Consider the following 16,842-nt stretch of genomic DNA (forward strand, 5'->3'; position numbering starts at 1 on the left):
CGGTGTGTAATGAATCAAAGAGCCGCTTTGTAAATCTTCTCAACATCCCCGGCAGAAAGCGGACGGATTCTCGAAAGCTTAACGGTATCCTGCATGGTTGCATCCATGGCAAGCTCCCTAATATCACTATCTGAAGGATTTACTCCCATCTCACTGATTCTTACAGGCATTCCTATGCTCTTGAAGAACTCTTCTGTTCTGTCAATGCCTAAAACCGCAGCCTTCTCGTCATCAGCTTCATCAATCTTCCATACATTTCTTGCATATCTTGCAAATCTCGGAACAGCGCCTTTGTAGAGCTCTCTTGCCCAGGAAGCCCAGACTGCAGCAAGTGAAGCTCCATGAGTCACATCATATTTTGCGGATAATGCATGTCCTATCTTATGAACCGAGAAATCCTTTCCTCTTCCGCACTCTGTAAGATTGTTATGTGAAAGGCTTGATGCCCAGAATACTTCACACATTGCATCATAATCTGCCGGATCCTTCAGAACCAGCTCACCGTTCTTTATAACTGTTCTAAGAAGACCTTCAGCAATCTCATCTGTCATGTCTGCCTTGATATCAGGGATGAAATATCTTTCCATGGTGTGCATCATGATATCGGTCACACCGGCTGCAATCTGATTCTTAGGGAGTGTTGCAGCAAGAGCAGGATTTACTATAGCGAAGCTGCATCTGTTCATATCTGTATTGATTCCGGCCTTCTTACCTATGGCCTCATTTGTAAGAACTGCGGAATCACTCATCTCACTTCCGGCAGCAGCTATGGTAAGAACCGTACCTACGGGAATTGATTTAACGAGATCCACTTTTCTTGTCCAGATATCCCAGAGATTTTTATCGGGATTTGCAGTTCCGTGGGCGATGGCCTTGGCAGTGTCAACTGTACTTCCGCCGCCAACTCCGATTACCATATCCGCACCGAAGGCAAGTGCTTCTTTAACACCCTCCTCCGCATGTGCAAGTGTCGGATTAGGCTTGGCTCCTCCGAAATCCTTGAACTGTACTCCGGCTTTCTCCAATGAAGCCTTAACTCTGTCCAGAAGTCCGCTCTTAATAACGCTTCCCTTTCCGTATACCAGTAATGCCTTTGATCCGTACTTTTTTGCTGTATCTCCGGTCTTGTTCTCCGCATCTTTTCCGAAGACTACCTCTGTGGGTGTGAAATACCTGAAATCATTCATTGTTTTGTGTCCCCTTCCAAAATAATTATGAAAATATCATAATATATTTACAGTTTTCAAATCAATCCTCAGGGACAAAAAATTCCTGTATTTTCTGAATGGCATAATCCATGTACTTTGGATTAGAGAATGGATGGTCTGCATTTTCGACCTTTATAAGCTCTATCACATTGTTCTCGGAAAATTCTTCTGCAACACTTACAGGTGCCATCTCATCCTTTGTTCCGTGAATCATGATGATGTCGTCTGCATAATCCATGTAATCATAGGTGCTGACATCATTGTTTTTCAGATCCTGCAGGAATTCCAAAGAGATCTTTATCTTTCTGTCATAACCCCGAAGGATTTCTTTACCTTTATTCAGATTGTTCCAGTCATCTTCTGTTACGTGAGCAGCCATGGAATCATACATCTTAATGGCCGGACAGCGGAATGCTGTCTTTCTGAAAGGATTTTCATGATCGTGGAGATAACGGAGAGTGACGTATGCTCCGAAGCTTGAAGAATAGTTATATATGTCTTCCGCCCCCATTTCATTCTTTATATGTGAGATGACAAGATCCATATAAGTCAGGCACTCGTCAAGAATAAGCTTGTTACGGGCATCTTTTCCATGGCACGGCCAGTCAAAACAGACAACACCGAAACCTTTGTATTTGGTTGTTATTCTGTCTGCAAATTTTTCAATGGCCTTATTATCTTTATTTCCGCCGAAACCATATGTGGCGAGGACAATGTGCTTTAAATTATGTATATCTTTTTCAAAATAGACCTTACATCTGATGCTGAATCCCTGTTCATTTAGATCGAAATATTTTTCCATTAGCCTGCCTTTCCTGTCGCCTTAAAACCTTACTTCCCTCAGTTGATCCGGGAAGCTGATATTAATCTGAAATCATTCAGAGATACCTGTATCTTTTGACCGAAGATTATAGCATAAATTAACTTAAGGTGCTAAACTTAATTTTATGCGACGTAAAATAACATTCAGGAGGTAATATTATGGCAGACGAGATGTCAAAGGATTTTGATGCGGTAAAGGAGCTTGGACTTTGCGTACTTCATGTAGGTATCAATGCAGACGGCGAGGAAGATGCATTACGCATTGCTGATGAATTCCATACTCTTATGGCATTCATTCCAAGAGTAGGAAACAGTTCTATTTTTGCTTCAGATCTTATCGAGATTATGAAGAAGGACGGTCCCGGAGAAAAGGGCCACATCGCCATCGGTGCTCATGATGTAGCAAAGGCCGCTCAGTTCTTTGAGAAGAGAGGCATGGGATTAAAGAAGGAAACTGCCCAGTATAACGAGGACGGCAGCATGAAGTTCATCTATCTTGATAAGATGATCGCAGGCTTCGCTATCCATCTCAAGCAGTATTGATAATTCTTTTTATAAAAAAACTGCTTAAGTAATGAACTTAAGCAGTTTTTTATTATCTATTGTCAATCTTCTCGGGATACATGTCGTGCTGTGTCAGTCTGTCCCATGCGACCTTCTCCCACGCAGTACCGGGCTTTCCGTAATTGCAGTAAGGATCGATGGAAAGACCGCCTCTAGGCAGAAATTTTCCCCATACTTCGATGTACTTAGGATCCATCAGTCTGATAAGATCCTTCATGATTACATTGACAACATCCTCATGGAAATCTCCGTGATTTCTGAAGGAAAAAAGATAGAGCTTCAGGCTCTTGCTTTCTACCATCTTCTTGTCCGGTACGTATGAGATGTAGATGGTTGCGAAATCAGGCTGTCCTGTAATAGGGCATAATGATGTGAATTCCGGACAGTTGAACTTTACAAAATAATCATTTTCCGGATGCTTGTTGTTGAAGCTCTCAAGAACAGACGGATCGTACTCATATTTATATTTTACCTGCTGGTTTCCAAGCAGTGTTAAATCTTCGTTTTCTCTCATGGTTTCTCCTTTTTCAGTTATCATTTTTCATGACACAGGTATCAAAAACCGATAGTGGACCTCTTTAAAAGGTCTGTTGCTGTATTCCAAATTCCCGGGAGCCGGTTATGTCACTTCAGTGCCGGATCCTCTACTCCGTTCGCTGCAAATGCTGCAGCCCTGTCGATACATGTTCCGCATTTTCCGCATGGCTTTTCACCGCCTTCGTAGCAGGACCATGTAAGCTCATAAGGAACCTTCAGATCGAGACCCATCTTTACGATATTTGATTTATTCACCTTTACAAAGGGAGCTTCGATCTTTAACTGATGTCCGGAGCCTTCCCAAATGGCTTCGTTCATAGCATTAACAAAGGCATCGGAGCAGTCGGGATATGCAAAACCTGCAGCATCATCCGCATGAGCTCCGTAATATATAAGACTGCAGCCTTTACTGAGGGCAATGCTGGCTGCGGAAGAAAGGAACAGGCCGTTTCTAAACGGTACATAGGTACTTACAGGAGTCTCACCCCCGGTTTCCTTTATCTGTTCAGCATAGGAAATCTCAGGAATAGCCTCGTCAGACTGCTTAAGCAGTGAACAGTCACTGTACTGAAATATCTTGCTGAGATCGAGATAAAGATGCAGAACACCGTAGTGCTTTGCCACAGCTTCTGCTGCTCCGATCTCCTTGTCATGCTTCTGACCGTACATAACAGAAAGTGCGATGACATTGTCCTTTCCATATTTATCAACTGCTATACCGAGAGCGGTTGTGGAGTCAACTCCTCCGCTCAGTAGAACCATAACTTTCATCATTGCCTCCATGATTTTAAAAAACTATTTGAGATACAGCTGAAGAGCCGGGTCTGTCTTGAAGCTGCCACGGAGTTCAGCCGTAAAAGTTTTTGTATTTGTCTTTTTAATGCCTCTTGCGGTCACACAGCTGTGACAGCCTTCGATGGTCACGGCAACATCCTCGCTTCCGGTTATCTCGGTCATGATATCTGCTATATCCTTTCCGATTTTTTCCTGAAGCTGCAGGCGTCTTCCCACCATGTCACATACTCTTGCCACCTTTGAAAGTCCGATAACTTTTCCCTTTGGCACATAGGCCACATTGACCTTCATGTCATACATAAGAGCAAGGTGATGCTCACAGTATGAGAAAATGTCTATGTCCTTCATAACCACAATGCTCTGGGAATCAACATTCCTGTCAACACCATCCTCAAAAGTCTTGTCGAACATTTCGGCTATTTCATGATTTGTGTAATTCATACCCGCAAAAACTTCCTCGTACATCTCGGCAACACGCTTTGGGGTTTCCAAAAGTCCCTCCCTGTCAGGATCATCTCCAAGCGCGATAAGAATACCGCGGATATGCTCTTCTATTGCTTTTTTATCTATCATCAGACACCTCGTTTATCCGGATCCCAGATGACTTTATGCATCTGTATCTGCAATCTGACATCATTCATTTTATGTTCAATCATATAATCAACTATGTCTTTTGGCTCAATGCTTCCGAACACAGGACTTATGTAAACATGGCAGCGCTCTGTAAGCCGGTACTTTTCCGTGAGACATCTTGCACGTTCAAGATCCTCACGGCTTCCGGATACGAATTTCACCGTATCCCTGTCATCCAGAAGTTCAAAATTCACAAGAAGCATGCCGGCTTCACAGTTACTGCCAGGCAGTTTGTAGTCCATAGTGAATATAGGACGTCTTCCTTCTGTAAACGGAGTAAGATCTACGCTTCCGTTTGTCTCTATCTCTACAGAAAGTCCTTTTTCCAGAAGAAGCTGTATGAGCTCATGAACTCCCTTCTGAAGCAGCGGCTCGCCGCCTGTAAGAGTAACATTTTTAACCCCGGTTTCCATGATATATGCAGCTATCTCTTCCCCGGACATTTCGGTATAGGGACAGTTACCTTCATTCGCCCACCCGGTGTCACAGTAGCTGCAATTTAGATTACAGCCCTTAAAACGGATAAATACGGCAAGCTCTCCGGCTCTTGTGCCTTCTCCGTTGATACTTACAAATTTTTCTACTACTTTCATTTCTGCTCCTCAACACAATCGCCTGTCCATCAGGAAATGTTATTCTGAAAATACAGTATGTTGTAAATTTCAGAATTTCTCACCAAATGCCTTAGTCCATTGCAAAGCTCGCACAGTTATTGGGAGTTTCATAGACATCAACTCTGTGAACATTAAAACCTTTTTCCCTGAGACTTGTGAAAAAGAACTCTGAAAAATTCTCAGCCGTAGGACGGAAAGGAACTTCATTTAATCTGAAGTTTTCATCTTCAAGGGCCTTTATGGTTGTTTCCTTCAGAGAGTCCTTTTCATATATGAGGCTGTGATCAAAGAAATCGCACGCATCCTTAACAGCCTTCTTTAAATCTGAAAAATCTATCAGCATGCCTCTTGTCTGGGTTTCTTCGCTCAGAGCTTCTCCCTTAATCTCAACAACAACTCTCCATCTATGTCCATGAATGTTTCGGCACTTTCCCTCATAGTCCTTCAAAAAATGAGCGGCATCGAAACTTGCTTCGGATTTCAAAAAATACATGTAAAATACCTCGATGTTTTTTTGTAATAAAAAAGCTCTGCCAACGCAGAGCTACACTAACATAAATATGATGCCTTGATCTAAAGACCATCTTAAGCATCGTATCTCAAAAGAATCCTATCTTTTTATGTATATGCAGTCCTGGTTTTATTTAGTGACAGGAAGGTACAAATGAACTGTCATCGGTGATTCCCGATAATCAGGAATCACACTTATTAAATTAAATGCCGGATAATATTATCACCTAATTCTGCTGCACGCAAGATAAAATATGATGATATGTGTGTTGAAAGTAAGCTGCAAATACTGATGACACTCACTTTCATCGACCCGGGGTTATCTGTTTACTTCAATGCCGAATTCCTGAGGCATGAATCTCGGGCAGACATTGTCTGTGGTTGAGATAACAGAGTTTGCAAGTCTGGTTCCGATCTGGCAGGCCTCACCGAGAGACTTTCCGTAGGTGAGACCGATGGCAACACCTGAGAAAAAGGCATCTCCGGCACCTGTGGTATCGATAACACCTACAGGAATACTTGGACAGTATCCGGGTTCTCCCTCCATTGAAGCGTAAACAGCTCCCTTTGAACCCATGGTGACTACCATACGGGGATACTTGGCGGATTTAACCTGTCTGTCGAGGATATGCATGAATTCTTCAGGTGTCATGCTGCAGTAGTCATCTGAAAAAAGCATGCCTGCTTCCTGTTCATTACAAACTATCACACCTGTACGCTTGAGGAGATCCCGTCTCTGCATAGCGATGGACATGTTTGAAACAACTGCATAAACCTCTTTATGATACTTTTCGGCCAGCTCGAAAATCTGCTTCAGAATAGATGAATCCATATCTATCTCAACTACCACACTGTCAGCATTGCCTATCAGTTCATCACCCTGCTCCTTAAGGATACTGGAAATCTCACTGAGGTCCGGTCTTCTGGAAATAGATGCGATAACATCACCCTCATTTGAGAAAATTGCAAGCCATGTTCCGAGACCGCCTTCAACTCTGCGGATATATTTTGTATTTATCTTATGACGAATGAGTTTGTTGACAACATCGGTGCTTGTTCCGCTGTTATCTACGATGCTGACAAATGTAGGCTTAAGCTCAACATTAGCAATATCCTCAGCTACATTACGGCATACACCGCCATGAACTTCCATTACAGTACCGGCATTTCTGCCGTTCGGTACATATACCTCCAAAGGATAGCCCTTTATATCTACGAATGTTGCTCCTATAACCACGATTCCATTTGTCATGCTATGTGTCCTCTTCAAAAAAGATTTTATATTACCGGTTTCCGTATTCCACTATATTAGGATAAAAACAGTGAATTAAAAACCAGGTCACTTTATAGAAATGTTTTTGCATTATACAACCATGTAAGGACTGAGACAAGATGCCGTAACTTAAATCCATGTATTTTTCTGAGTTTTTTAGAAAAATTTTATCAGCTTTCCCGAAGCATCAAAATAGTAGTTCTGACCATCCAGATAAAGATAGCCTGTTTTCATGGTTCCGTCAGGATTGAGATAGTATCTGTCTCCTGTTGCAGTATCCACGAACCAGCCTGTATCCATTACACCGTTTGTGAAATGATACCAGTCCCCATCCTTAAGCTTGAGCCAGCCGTTGTTCATGCTTGGAAGAGAATACATAAGACCGGAAGCATTGGCAGTATTATAACCGGGTTTGATACGGGCGTAGGCCGGCATGGTCATAGACTCCATAACTGCAGTAAAACACATAAGTACCATAAGCAGTATTCCGGCAATCCGTACATTAAAAATCATTTTTTCTTTATCATTATTTCTGCTTTCAAATCTCATATCAATTCTCCTATTCCAAGTTCCTTCACATATAGTTTCGATCTTTACCTTCGGTCAGCCATAGGGATGGAAATGATGACATATTACTAAGCCCGGTTACGATCTGTATATTCAATTCAGATTCATGTCCGGAATGCATCAGCCCTCAACAGGAAGCAGGATTTCATATTCTGTACTGTGGTCAGTTTCGGAACGTTCTCTCAGGTGTATGTAACCTCCGTGTGCCTCAACTATTTTCTTTGAAATCGCAAGTCCGAGACCTGAACCCTTTCCGGATTTTCTGGATTCGTCTCCTGTAACAAAAGGATCAAATATGTTCTTTCTCACATCATCTGATATCCCGACACCGTCATCACTGAAAAGTATCCTGATCATCGGTGACGCGTCACCGGATTCTCTTCCCTTTTCATCCTGCTGTGTATCGGAAACCCTATTCATATTTTTATTCAGAATCAGGGCGTCCGGCTTCTCTAACTCAATGTAGACGGTAGTGCCACCGGGATTGTGCCGGATGGTGTTATTGATAAGATTTTCAAACACCCTTTTCAGCTCAAACCTGTCAAAAACCGCGTATATGCTTGAATCAGGGATGTTTACTTCCAGTGTAAAGCCTGCGATTGCCAGTTCATCATAACGGTTGGCAATGTATTCCCTCAGATATTCACTGAGATCACCCTTTGTCTTTTTTAAGGCAAAATCAGGATGCTCAAGACGACTGTACTGGTGGAATGAATTTATCAGTTCCGAAAGTACCTGGGATTTTTTATATATAGTCTCCACGTAGGTCATCAGGTTCTGAGGAGAGATTGTGCCGTCCAGAATAGCATTGGCATAGCCCTGAATTACGGTGACAGGAGTTTTAAGGTCATGAGAAATGCCTGCAAGCATACGCTCACGTCCTTCTTCAAGACGTTTTCTCTCTTCATCGCTCTTTCTCAGAGCCTCTGCCATGTCATTGTATGACTCGCAGATTTCCTCAAGCTCCTTTGCTCCAGAGTAGCTTATAGGCTCAAGCCGGTCTGCCTTGTCATTATATTTTTCCATTGCATTTTTCAGGAGATTGACCGGACGGAGAACAGATTTGTTTATTCTGAAAACGAAGAACATCATGAGAAGTATCTCCCCCGCAACAAGAAATACTGCTGTTGCTGTATCGATACTGGTCTTCATTTCCCTGTATTTTCTGAACATGGATACATAGTTGGAATCATCCAGGGATTCGTCTATAAGTTTTTTGAATTCCTCCAGACTTAAATCTGAGTTTGAATACAGAATATTGCCTTTATTATCAAGAATTGTCATGTATTTTATGAAAGAATCGGAATTTCCGTCTTCGTTTTCAGTATAACGGTACTCTACCATGAAGGTGTTTTTTTTACCGTCTTCTGTCAGAAAATCCTCTTCATAGGCATAATGATCGGAAAATGTGTCGATGAGATATTTTTCATCAATCTTTTGAGTGGCCAGATAATTTCCGAAATACAGGCATAGTATCAAAAGGACTGTTCCCGAGATAAAGCCCAGATAACCTCTCATGATGAGGAAATACAGACTCCCTCTTTTATTATTCAGTGCAAATGCTTTCATAGTTTTCTCCGGTGGCTTTTACCGTACAGTTTCTTCTTGTATAAGCCACATTTTTGAATCTTTTCACTCCGAAGGATTTATATCTGTCAGACCTGTTTTTTCTCCATTTTGTAGCCCAATCCTCTTATGGTTTTGAGATATTCAGGCATCTTTGGATCCTTTTCGATTTTCTCCCGGAGATTTGACATATGAACCATGATGGTATTTTCATCATTTTCAATGTATTCTCCGCTGGCATGCTGGTATATCTGAATTTTTGTAAATACTTTGCCCGGATTTTGCATAAGAAGATTCAGTATCTTGAATTCCATCGGGGTCAAAGCTATATCCATATCACCTTTTTTGAGTGACATACTGTTGGTATCCAGTATTAGTTCACCTACACGAAGCTGCCCGTCATCCTCGGTTGTCTGATCATTGAGATGATAATATCTGCGGAGATTCGATCTTACCCTCGCCACCACCTCAAGGGGGTTAAAGGGTTTTGCAATGTAATCGTCCGCTCCGAGATCAAGTCCCAATATCTTATCGCTGTCTTCGGTTTTGGCGGAAATGATTATAACAGGAAGATTGTGATGTTCCCTGACTTTACGTATAAGCTGGTATCCGTTCATTTCCGGCATCATGATGTCCATGATCACAAGGTCTATATTCTTTTCCTTTTCAAGGCATTCCCATGCGAGAAGTCCGTTTTCGGCTGTCAGAACGTCGTACCCCGCATTTTCAAGATATAATTCAAGAAGGTCGATGATATCTTTGTCATCTTCTGCGATAAGTATTCTGTAATTGTTCTCTTTCATAATCTTTCTCCCTGTCATCTTTAATGTCCCTTTGTGAATCATGATGTAAGAATAAAAGTACCAAATCAGGTGCTTGCACGTTGATTTGAGACTTTTTGACACTTATGTCAGCATATCATTCATATCTCAATGCTTCTATAGGGTTCATCTTTGCAGCCTTGTTGGCAGGATAGTATCCGAAAAACAGGCCGAAAGCCATAGAAAACAGAACGCATGCAAGAATTCCGGTAATTGAAGCTGTTCCATGATAACCCATGACCTTTGTTGCAGCCATCCCGAAGATAAGTCCTGTAACTATACCTATCACTCCTCCTAAGAGGCAAATAACCATAGCCTCGATGATAAACTGAAGGCGTATGTCATTGTTGGTGGCTCCAAGAGCCTTACGGGTTCCGATCTCCCTGGTTCTTTCCGTAATGGAAACAATCATGATATTCATGACACCGATTCCCCCCACCAGAAGGGCTATGGCACCTATAGCCATGAAAGCATTTTTCTGGGTGTTCAGCATGGAATTCATCTGCTTCAGCTGTGCTTTCATACTGTAGGCATAGCTCTCATAGGCATCATTTTCTTCATAATATTTTGTATTTATATAATCCTGTACCTCTGAGCATAGGACATCCGGGTCTGTTCCTTCTCCGGCCTTCAGGGAAAAAGCATCATAGAGATCCCCCTTATCAACCTGCAACTTAGCCACTTCGAAAGGGATATAAACATTGGTGGAAATATCATTCTGAGAGAAGCCCGCAGATATACCTCCGTCAATGTACTGATAAACACCCACTATAGTGTAGGTGTAATACTTGCTGTCTACAAGTACCTCTATTTCTCCGCCCAAAGCAGCCTTATAATCTCCGTCAAAGAGCTTTTCTACGTATTTATCCGACACCAGAGCGATTTTTGATAATGCTTCTTCATCTTTTTCGCTGATGCTCCGTCCTTTAAGTATCGTTAGATTTTCAGACTTTAAAGCCGTCGGATTTAAACCTTTAAGCTGGATGTTTGCATAGCTTTTGCCCTTTTCCACACGGGAAGAGCCTATATCCTTAGAAAGAGCTATTCCTGAAATCCTGTTGCCGAATTTTTCCTTCAGATCCTTAAGCATCTCGTCATTGAAATAGTCTTTAGTTTTCATTTCTCTGCTAGTGGTCTCATCGTAGCCTTTCTGCATAATAAAAACCTCGATTTTATCCGCTCCCATGCTTCCCATGGAATTCATGACTGAACTGTTCATGGCATCACTCACAGTCATGATGGCTATCATGGCGGCTATACCAATTATGATTCCCAACATGGTGAGAAAGGTTCTTATTTTGTTGGCCATGAGCCCTGTGATGCAGAGCTTAATGTTTTCAACCAGCATATCTCTGACCGGCCCTTTCCGTTATGATGTGTCCGTCTCTCAATGTCACCACTCTTTCTGTTTCTTCCGCAAGCTCATTAGAGTGGGTGATAAGGACTATGGTGATTCCATTTTCCTCATGAAGCTTATGAAAAAGATCCATGACTATACGTCCTGTTGCAGAATCAAGTGCTCCTGTGGGCTCATCGGCAAGTATCATTGAAGGATGATTCACCAGGGATCTTGCTATAGCTACACGCTGCTTCTGTCCACCCGAAAGTTCATCAGGTGTATGGTTCATTCTTTCCTTCATGCCAACCAGCTCCAGAAGCATTTCCGCCCTTTCTCTTCTCTCCCTTTCGGGAACCCTTGCATTATGAAGAAGGAACTGCCAGAACATCCTTTGCTTCATTCTCAATTATCTTTATCTTTGCAGTCATACCTATACGAAGCCTGTCACTGGGATCCTGTATGGTAACTTCTATGGGATAGTTATTGGAAGAAGTTTTGGTTGTGGATGTGGAATCCTTTGAATTATTGGTAACTCCCGGAATCGGTGAAACAAACGTGACTTCTCCCGTCATTTCTGTATCTCCGGTGGTCTTTGTACTGATGGAGGCTTTCATATTCTTTGCAATATCACTTACATCTATCTGATCGGCCTCGGCACTGGCCTTGAATCCAGAAGTATTCTGGACCACGGCTATCACATCTCCTTTGTAGATCTCACCGGCGGAAACATTGAGATTTGTCACTATACCGTCTATAGGCGATATGATAACTGCCTCCTTTATCTGATCCTTAATCTTTTCAACATCATTCTGAGCATTTTTTTCATTGTAATCAGCATTTCGCCTGGCCATCTCAATATTTGACTGTCCATCCTGAATGGTTTTCTGATTGTTCAGGTTTGTCTCGTTTAAGCTGAGCTGTGATTTCTGCAGGCTCTGCTTGCAGCTTTCAATGTTTTCCTTTGCTGTCTGAAGCTTACTCTCAGCTTCTTTTCTCTTTGACTGTGCCTCTGAAAGCTTTGTCTTAAGCTCACTGATATGATTCTGCCTGTCGCTCTGAGAGTTTGTGATCTGATCTATGTCAAGCTGAAGCTTTGTGGTACTGCTGTCTCCGGCATCCTCACCGTCATCTTCACCGTTCTGCATTCTGGTTGTTCATGGAATTCTGAGCATTTGCAAGGGATCGTCCCGCCTCATCTATATCCATTTTGCTTTTCTGGACTGTATTATCAAGAGAAGCCTCAGCAAGCTCCAGCTGTTTTTCAAGCTTTTCTGTGCCTAGGATTGCAATGACATCTCCCTTTCTGACCGAATCTCCCACCTTGACATTGACAGCCTTTACTTCTGCATCACTTATTGTTGAGCTTATGCTTTTACTTTCCGCACTGATAATGGTTCCGTTTAGGGTGATGCTCTTCTGAAGATCCATTTTTTCAACCGTGGCTGTTTCCTCTACGGCTTCCGACATTGCCGCAGCAGCATTTATCTTATGATGAATAACTCCTCCTGTTGTTATGACCAGGGCGGCTGCCGCAGCAGCTATGATCTTTATTTTTCTTTTGGATCCGAGCCCTCTCTTTGAATTTGATCTTTTTATAAACATTAAAAGCCTCCATGACAGAACATTTTCGATGTTCACATCATAGAGGCTTAACCTTTATTGTCTACTAAAGAATTCTAAAGATTTCTTTAGATAGAAAATTAACATTTTGCTTATATTTAAATGCTGTCTGTGCCTGTATTTAGCAGAATACCTTGAAAAAGCAGCCTATGACTCCGGCTTTTCAAATTCCTCAGCCACATCCTTCAAAAGCCTGCGAATAGGAAGATGCTGAGGACAGACTCTTTCACAGCCGCCGCAGGATATACAGTCGCTGGCCTTACCGTGATTTGCGGTAAGTACATCTTCATAGTAGTAATCCTCATTCCAGCTGTGGAATATCTGTTTCTTATTCATGCAGGAGAACATGTCCGGAATCAGTATATCCTTAGGACAGTGATTCTCTTCTACACAGTATCTGCAGCCTGTGCATGGTATGGAATTGAGCTTTGCATAGATTTCCTTCACCTTCCTTACTGCATCGAACTCTGACTCACTAAGGGGCTTGAAATCCTTCATGGTACCGATGTTGTCCTCCATCTGCTCCATGTTGCTCATACCGGAAAGCACCATCTCCATGCCATCAAAGCTTGCGGCAAATCTTACCGCATAACTTGCATTGGAACCGTTTTTAAGGTTCTTCAAAAGCTCAGATGCTTCTTCCGGAAGGTTCACAAGATGCCCGCCCTTCACAGGCTCCATAACAAGAAGAGGCTTGTTATGCTTTCTGGCAACTTCATAGACTTTCTTTGATTGAACGGAATCATCGTCATAGTCAATGTAATTGAACTGTATCTGAACTATCTCGATATCCGGATATTCCGTAAGTATCTGATCCAGAACTTCAGCCTTGTCATGGAAGGAAAGACCCACATGACGGATCTTTCCCTCCTTCTTTAATTCAAATGCGGTTTCATAAGCACGGCATGCCTTGAAATGCTTGAAATTGTTGGCATTCTGAGAATGCATAAGGTAGAAATCAAAATAGTCTACTCCGCAGGCTTCAAGCTGGCTTGAAAAAAACGGACGTATGTCAGCTTCCTTTTTGAAATACTGGCCTGTCAGCTTGTCTGTCAGGAGATACTCGTCCCGGGAATGTCTTTTGGTCAGACATTCTTTAACCGCCAGCTCAGACAGCCCGTTTATATATCCATGGGCTGTATCAAAATAATTAAAGCCGTTTTCAAGGAACAGATCCACCATATTTTTGACCTGTTCTGTATCTACCTTATCGCCATTCATGGGAAGACGCATCATTCCAAATCCAAGATGCTTCTTCATTTCAGGAAATATACGATTTTCCATGTTCACCAACCATTTCTATGTTTATCAGCCTTCGAAATTCATCTGATTATCGGTATCGTCAGTGATAACCTCTTCATCCTTCATCTCTTCCGCTGAAGGAACATAAACAAATTCTGAAAGATAAGCACTTTCATCAAGTCCACTGAGAAGAGCAGGAAGATTGATGATGATTCCGTCCATACTGTATGGAAGTGTCAGACCTACCTGAAGTCTTGTGGGATCTTCACCCTTCTCCTTTGTAACAAGAAGCTGCATGTTGAAATTCTGTCCCATGGTATCTGCCATACCACGTTCGCCGGATTTAAGCTTTGCCACACTCTTTCCGGCCACAACTACTTCAATCTTATAGGGAACATTTACTTCTGTTCCCACATTCTCAGGCATTTTATTATCAAAATACACTGTATGACCACGTCCGATAACAAACATGGCTGCGGCGATCAGGAGAACCACCGCGAGAGCTGCGATACGATATATAAGTCTCCGCTTCTTAGATTTATCCATTTGCTTCCTCCTGCTCCTGAGCCAAAGCAAGCTGCATTCCTGCCTTGCTCTTGTTCTTTCTCTTATTTGTCTCATACATGATGAGGGCAATAGTGATAACGGCATAGGAAACAAATACTCTGAAGTATTCACCTATCATGGAATCGCCTGTTATGACGGTACCTGCCTTCGGTGCAACAATGAACATGGTATGGAAAAGGATGATTCCCAGGAAAACATTTCCGATGGAAGCCTTATCAACAGAAGCACCACCTACAAGAAGTGCCGCAATACAGAACATACCGATCTGTGAATGAGAACTGTAGGTTGCGATATTACCCATGTTCTGAAGGTAAATGATCATACCGATTCCGGCAAAGACTGTTGAAAGAATCATTGAAATGATTCTGGTACGCTCAACATCGATACCTGCATCCTTTGATACTTCCATATCCTGACCCACTGCTCTCATATCCTGACCGAGTTTAGTCTTTCTGAACCATATGATAACAAGGCAGAGAAGGAAGATAACGATAAATGTGGCAACAGGAATCTTTACACCCATGATATTCAGCGGAATCAGATTATCGAGACGCTGACGCATACTTAAAAGAGATACGGTATTTCTGATACCATAGCCTCTCGGAAGTTTTATAGTGCTGTGGGCAATAGGGATAACAGGTCCCATAAGGTAAAGCACTACAAGCTGATAAATACCGTTGATAAAGAAACTGATGATATAGCTGGTTATCATCTCTCTGCCCTTAGCCATATTAAGTACTTTTCCGCAGAAAAGACCGAGAAGAGCAGAAATAGGTATGGAAACGATCATGGCAAGTATCATTCCCGGGATGCCTACTATCTGCCAGTCACTGACAAGGATAAGTCCTATCTCTCCGGCCATAGCGCCCAGAGTCATACTGAAATTAAGGCCCATACCTGCCATGATGGGGATAAGGAGACTTAATATAAGGAATGCGTTTCGTCCGATTCTTGTGACGATCTCATTGATAAGATAATTTGGTGAAAGACCTGAGATCGGCGCGCAAATAAGGCAAATGATCACAAACATGATAGGAACGGAAAACCTTCTCAGGTAATCACCTATAGATTTATTTTTCATCTTGTTCCCTCCGTTTTTCTTGTAAGTGCATAAAGGATCATACCGTTAGAAACAATGATTCTTATAACCTCACTCATGTCGAGATGAATCAGGTTGTTCATAACTGTAGGAGTCATGGTAACGATTCCCTGGAACAGAATAGTTCCTACCACAACATTCATGATGGTGGCCTTATTTACAGTTGCGCCTCCGATAAGGATAGCTGAAACTGCGGGAAGTGCCATGTAGAAAGGTGCCATGTAAAGCTGTACAAAACCGAAGCCCTGCTCGTAAACAAGAATTCCGATAGCTGCAAGCCATGTAGACATTACAACTGAAATCATACGGATTTTGTCAACATTGATGCCGGCGGATCTTGCGAAATCAGGGTTTGAACCTACAGCTGTCATGGCAGTACCTGTCTTTGTATGAAGGAATGCCCACATACCGAAAGCAAGGAGTGCAAAGAACAGGATCGCTCCGGTAGGGATGGAAAGGTTGCCAATGTTTATCTGAAGAAAACTTGCAAGCGCCTGTGTGTAGTATCCCTCCAGGGAAATGGTGGTTCTGAGACCCTTTCCTGCCATACCCCAGACCATGTTTGGACTGTGGTAAGGAAGAAGAAGCCACATCATACACATCATGGAAACAGATGAGAAACCTACATAAGTGGCAATCATCATCTCTCCTCCCTTGATCTTGTTCAGAAGCCATCCGTAGCCTGAACCGAATACAAGGGCAAAAGGTGTGGCAAGAAGAGCTGCCATGATAAATGAAAGTGGTCCCTGAAAGCCAAGTTCTATGGACAGGGTGGCTCCCAAAAGACCTGAAATGATGCCTAAAGGAAGACCAAAGTTAAGTCCGCATCCGGAATGGATCATGGGTACCATCGCAAGTACCAGAATGCCGTTCCAGCTGAATCTGTTAATGATATTTGAAATCTGTGTAGGAAGATCCGCACCAACTATAGGTGAAAGCACCAGCAGCAGTAAAAGGAAGCCTGTGATGATAAGTCTTGGCAAACCGAATTCCTGAGCCTTTGTTTTGATCAGATCTGTAAATGTCAGTTTTTGTTCGTTCATTTTCTAAATGCTCCTTTTGAGG

At 42.4% G+C, this 16,842-nt stretch carries 20 protein-coding genes; 1 reads left to right on the plus strand and 19 read right to left on the minus strand.

Going from position 1 to position 16,842, the window contains the following annotated elements; all coding sequences use genetic code 11:
• Positions 1-14 precede the first annotated feature (14 nt).
• Entirely contained in the window at positions 15-1,187 is a 1,173-nt protein-coding gene (locus tag T515_RS04730; RefSeq protein ID WP_036608253.1) for an iron-containing alcohol dehydrogenase, read from the minus strand.
• A gap of 61 nt (positions 1,188-1,248) precedes the next feature.
• On the minus strand, positions 1,249-2,010 hold the full coding sequence (locus T515_RS04735) for an alpha/beta hydrolase family protein (protein WP_036608256.1): 762 nt from the start codon (positions 2,008-2,010) through the stop codon (positions 1,249-1,251).
• Between the two features lie 179 nt (positions 2,011-2,189).
• Here T515_RS04735 and T515_RS04740 point away from each other — a divergent pair, with 179 nt between their 5' ends.
• Positions 2,190-2,573, plus strand: a complete 384-nt coding sequence (locus T515_RS04740; RefSeq protein ID WP_051671440.1) for a hypothetical protein — start codon at positions 2,190-2,192, stop codon at positions 2,571-2,573.
• Positions 2,574-2,625: 52 nt separating this feature from the next.
• On the opposite strand, the gene queF is transcribed toward T515_RS04740, so the two are convergent.
• From queF to T515_RS04825, 17 genes are all read right to left on the minus strand, one after another.
• Positions 2,626-3,108, minus strand: coding sequence for a preQ(1) synthase (gene queF / locus T515_RS04745; protein ID WP_036608259.1), 483 nt, complete (start codon positions 3,106-3,108; stop codon positions 2,626-2,628).
• A gap of 110 nt (positions 3,109-3,218) precedes the next feature.
• The gene (queC, locus tag T515_RS04750; RefSeq protein ID WP_036608261.1) at positions 3,219-3,902 is read right to left on the minus strand and encodes a 7-cyano-7-deazaguanine synthase QueC; all 684 of its coding nucleotides are present in this window, start codon (positions 3,900-3,902) and stop codon (positions 3,219-3,221) included.
• A 24-nt stretch (positions 3,903-3,926) separates the two neighbouring features.
• Positions 3,927-4,502, minus strand: coding sequence for a GTP cyclohydrolase I FolE (folE, locus tag T515_RS04755; protein WP_197026397.1), 576 nt, complete (start codon positions 4,500-4,502; stop codon positions 3,927-3,929).
• Positions 4,499-5,152: a putative 7-carboxy-7-deazaguanine synthase QueE gene (gene queE / locus T515_RS04760; RefSeq protein WP_036608266.1), complete on the minus strand. Its 654-nt coding sequence runs from the start codon at positions 5,150-5,152 to the stop codon at positions 4,499-4,501. Before queE ends, folE begins: the two co-directional genes overlap by 4 nt.
• Before the next feature lie 91 nt (positions 5,153-5,243).
• Positions 5,244-5,666 (minus strand): 6-carboxytetrahydropterin synthase QueD, encoded by a 423-nt coding sequence (gene queD, locus T515_RS04765; RefSeq protein WP_036608269.1) that lies wholly within the window; start codon positions 5,664-5,666, stop codon positions 5,244-5,246.
• A 336-nt stretch (positions 5,667-6,002) separates the two neighbouring features.
• A complete protein-coding gene (locus T515_RS04770; RefSeq protein ID WP_036608272.1) occupies positions 6,003-6,935 on the minus strand; it encodes a carbohydrate kinase family protein in 933 nt (310 codons plus the stop codon).
• 177 nt (positions 6,936-7,112) lie between these two features.
• Positions 7,113-7,505, minus strand: coding sequence for a hypothetical protein (locus T515_RS04775; protein ID WP_036608274.1), 393 nt, complete (start codon positions 7,503-7,505; stop codon positions 7,113-7,115).
• Between the two features lie 138 nt (positions 7,506-7,643).
• A complete protein-coding gene (locus T515_RS04780; RefSeq protein ID WP_051671441.1) occupies positions 7,644-9,092 on the minus strand; it encodes a sensor histidine kinase in 1,449 nt (482 codons plus the stop codon).
• An 86-nt stretch (positions 9,093-9,178) separates the two neighbouring features.
• Positions 9,179-9,892 carry a response regulator transcription factor gene (locus T515_RS04785; protein ID WP_036608276.1) on the minus strand — a complete coding sequence of 238 codons (714 nt, stop codon included), beginning with the start codon at positions 9,890-9,892 and terminating at the stop codon, positions 9,179-9,181.
• Positions 9,893-10,007: 115 nt separating this feature from the next.
• On the minus strand, positions 10,008-11,258 hold the full coding sequence (locus T515_RS04790) for an ABC transporter permease (protein WP_036608278.1): 1,251 nt from the start codon (positions 11,256-11,258) through the stop codon (positions 10,008-10,010).
• On the minus strand, positions 11,248-11,649 hold the full coding sequence (locus T515_RS04795; protein WP_081832670.1) for an ABC transporter ATP-binding protein: 402 nt from the start codon (positions 11,647-11,649) through the stop codon (positions 11,248-11,250). Before T515_RS04795 ends, T515_RS04790 begins: the two co-directional genes overlap by 11 nt.
• A complete protein-coding gene (locus T515_RS04800) occupies positions 11,612-12,394 on the minus strand; it encodes an efflux RND transporter periplasmic adaptor subunit (protein ID WP_036608281.1) in 783 nt (260 codons plus the stop codon). Before T515_RS04800 ends, T515_RS04795 begins: the two co-directional genes overlap by 38 nt.
• On the minus strand, positions 12,381-12,851 hold the full coding sequence (locus T515_RS04805; RefSeq protein WP_036608282.1) for a biotin/lipoyl-containing protein: 471 nt from the start codon (positions 12,849-12,851) through the stop codon (positions 12,381-12,383). Before T515_RS04805 ends, T515_RS04800 begins: the two co-directional genes overlap by 14 nt.
• Before the next feature lie 165 nt (positions 12,852-13,016).
• Positions 13,017-14,153 (minus strand): aldo/keto reductase, encoded by a 1,137-nt coding sequence (locus T515_RS04810; protein WP_081832671.1) that lies wholly within the window; start codon positions 14,151-14,153, stop codon positions 13,017-13,019.
• A gap of 24 nt (positions 14,154-14,177) precedes the next feature.
• Positions 14,178-14,657, minus strand: a complete 480-nt coding sequence (locus tag T515_RS04815; protein WP_036608284.1) for a DUF6672 family protein — start codon at positions 14,655-14,657, stop codon at positions 14,178-14,180.
• A complete protein-coding gene (locus T515_RS04820) occupies positions 14,650-15,759 on the minus strand; it encodes an ABC transporter permease (protein WP_036608287.1) in 1,110 nt (369 codons plus the stop codon). Before T515_RS04820 ends, T515_RS04815 begins: the two co-directional genes overlap by 8 nt.
• A complete protein-coding gene (locus tag T515_RS04825; RefSeq protein ID WP_036608290.1) occupies positions 15,756-16,820 on the minus strand; it encodes an ABC transporter permease in 1,065 nt (354 codons plus the stop codon). The genes T515_RS04820 and T515_RS04825 overlap by 4 nt, the downstream gene beginning before the upstream one ends.
• Positions 16,821-16,842 lie beyond the last annotated feature (22 nt).

Source organism: Oribacterium sp. P6A1, assembly GCF_000702885.1.
In the GTDB taxonomy this organism is placed as follows: Bacteria; Bacillota; Clostridia; order Lachnospirales; family Lachnospiraceae; genus Oribacterium.

Excerpts from the sequence above, each read along its gene's own strand:
- T515_RS04730 (WP_036608253.1), bottom strand. The coding sequence starts at position 1,187 with ATGAATGATTTCAGGTATTTCACACCCACAGAGGTAGTCTTCGGAAAA.
- T515_RS04735 (WP_036608256.1), bottom strand. The coding sequence starts at position 2,010 with ATGGAAAAATATTTCGATCTAAATGAACAGGGATTCAGCATCAGATGT.
- T515_RS04740 (WP_051671440.1), top strand. The coding sequence starts at position 2,190 with ATGGCAGACGAGATGTCAAAGGATTTTGATGCGGTAAAGGAGCTTGGA.
- queF (WP_036608259.1), bottom strand. The coding sequence starts at position 3,108 with ATGAGAGAAAACGAAGATTTAACACTGCTTGGAAACCAGCAGGTAAAA.
- queC (WP_036608261.1), bottom strand. The coding sequence starts at position 3,902 with ATGAAAGTTATGGTTCTACTGAGCGGAGGAGTTGACTCCACAACCGCT.
- queE (WP_036608266.1), bottom strand. The coding sequence starts at position 5,152 with ATGAAAGTAGTAGAAAAATTTGTAAGTATCAACGGAGAAGGCACAAGA.
- queD (WP_036608269.1), bottom strand. The coding sequence starts at position 5,666 with ATGTATTTTTTGAAATCCGAAGCAAGTTTCGATGCCGCTCATTTTTTG.
- T515_RS04770 (WP_036608272.1), bottom strand. The coding sequence starts at position 6,935 with ATGACAAATGGAATCGTGGTTATAGGAGCAACATTCGTAGATATAAAG.
- T515_RS04775 (WP_036608274.1), bottom strand. The coding sequence starts at position 7,505 with ATGAGATTTGAAAGCAGAAATAATGATAAAGAAAAAATGATTTTTAAT.
- T515_RS04780 (WP_051671441.1), bottom strand. The coding sequence starts at position 9,092 with ATGAAAGCATTTGCACTGAATAATAAAAGAGGGAGTCTGTATTTCCTC.
- T515_RS04785 (WP_036608276.1), bottom strand. The coding sequence starts at position 9,892 with ATGAAAGAGAACAATTACAGAATACTTATCGCAGAAGATGACAAAGAT.
- T515_RS04790 (WP_036608278.1), bottom strand. The coding sequence starts at position 11,258 with ATGCTGGTTGAAAACATTAAGCTCTGCATCACAGGGCTCATGGCCAAC.
- T515_RS04795 (WP_081832670.1), bottom strand. The coding sequence starts at position 11,649 with ATGAAGCAAAGGATGTTCTGGCAGTTCCTTCTTCATAATGCAAGGGTT.
- T515_RS04800 (WP_036608281.1), bottom strand. The coding sequence starts at position 12,394 with ATGCAGAACGGTGAAGATGACGGTGAGGATGCCGGAGACAGCAGTACC.
- T515_RS04805 (WP_036608282.1), bottom strand. The coding sequence starts at position 12,851 with ATGTTTATAAAAAGATCAAATTCAAAGAGAGGGCTCGGATCCAAAAGA.
- T515_RS04810 (WP_081832671.1), bottom strand. The coding sequence starts at position 14,153 with ATGGAAAATCGTATATTTCCTGAAATGAAGAAGCATCTTGGATTTGGA.
- T515_RS04815 (WP_036608284.1), bottom strand. The coding sequence starts at position 14,657 with ATGGATAAATCTAAGAAGCGGAGACTTATATATCGTATCGCAGCTCTC.
- T515_RS04820 (WP_036608287.1), bottom strand. The coding sequence starts at position 15,759 with ATGAAAAATAAATCTATAGGTGATTACCTGAGAAGGTTTTCCGTTCCT.
- T515_RS04825 (WP_036608290.1), bottom strand. The coding sequence starts at position 16,820 with ATGAACGAACAAAAACTGACATTTACAGATCTGATCAAAACAAAGGCT.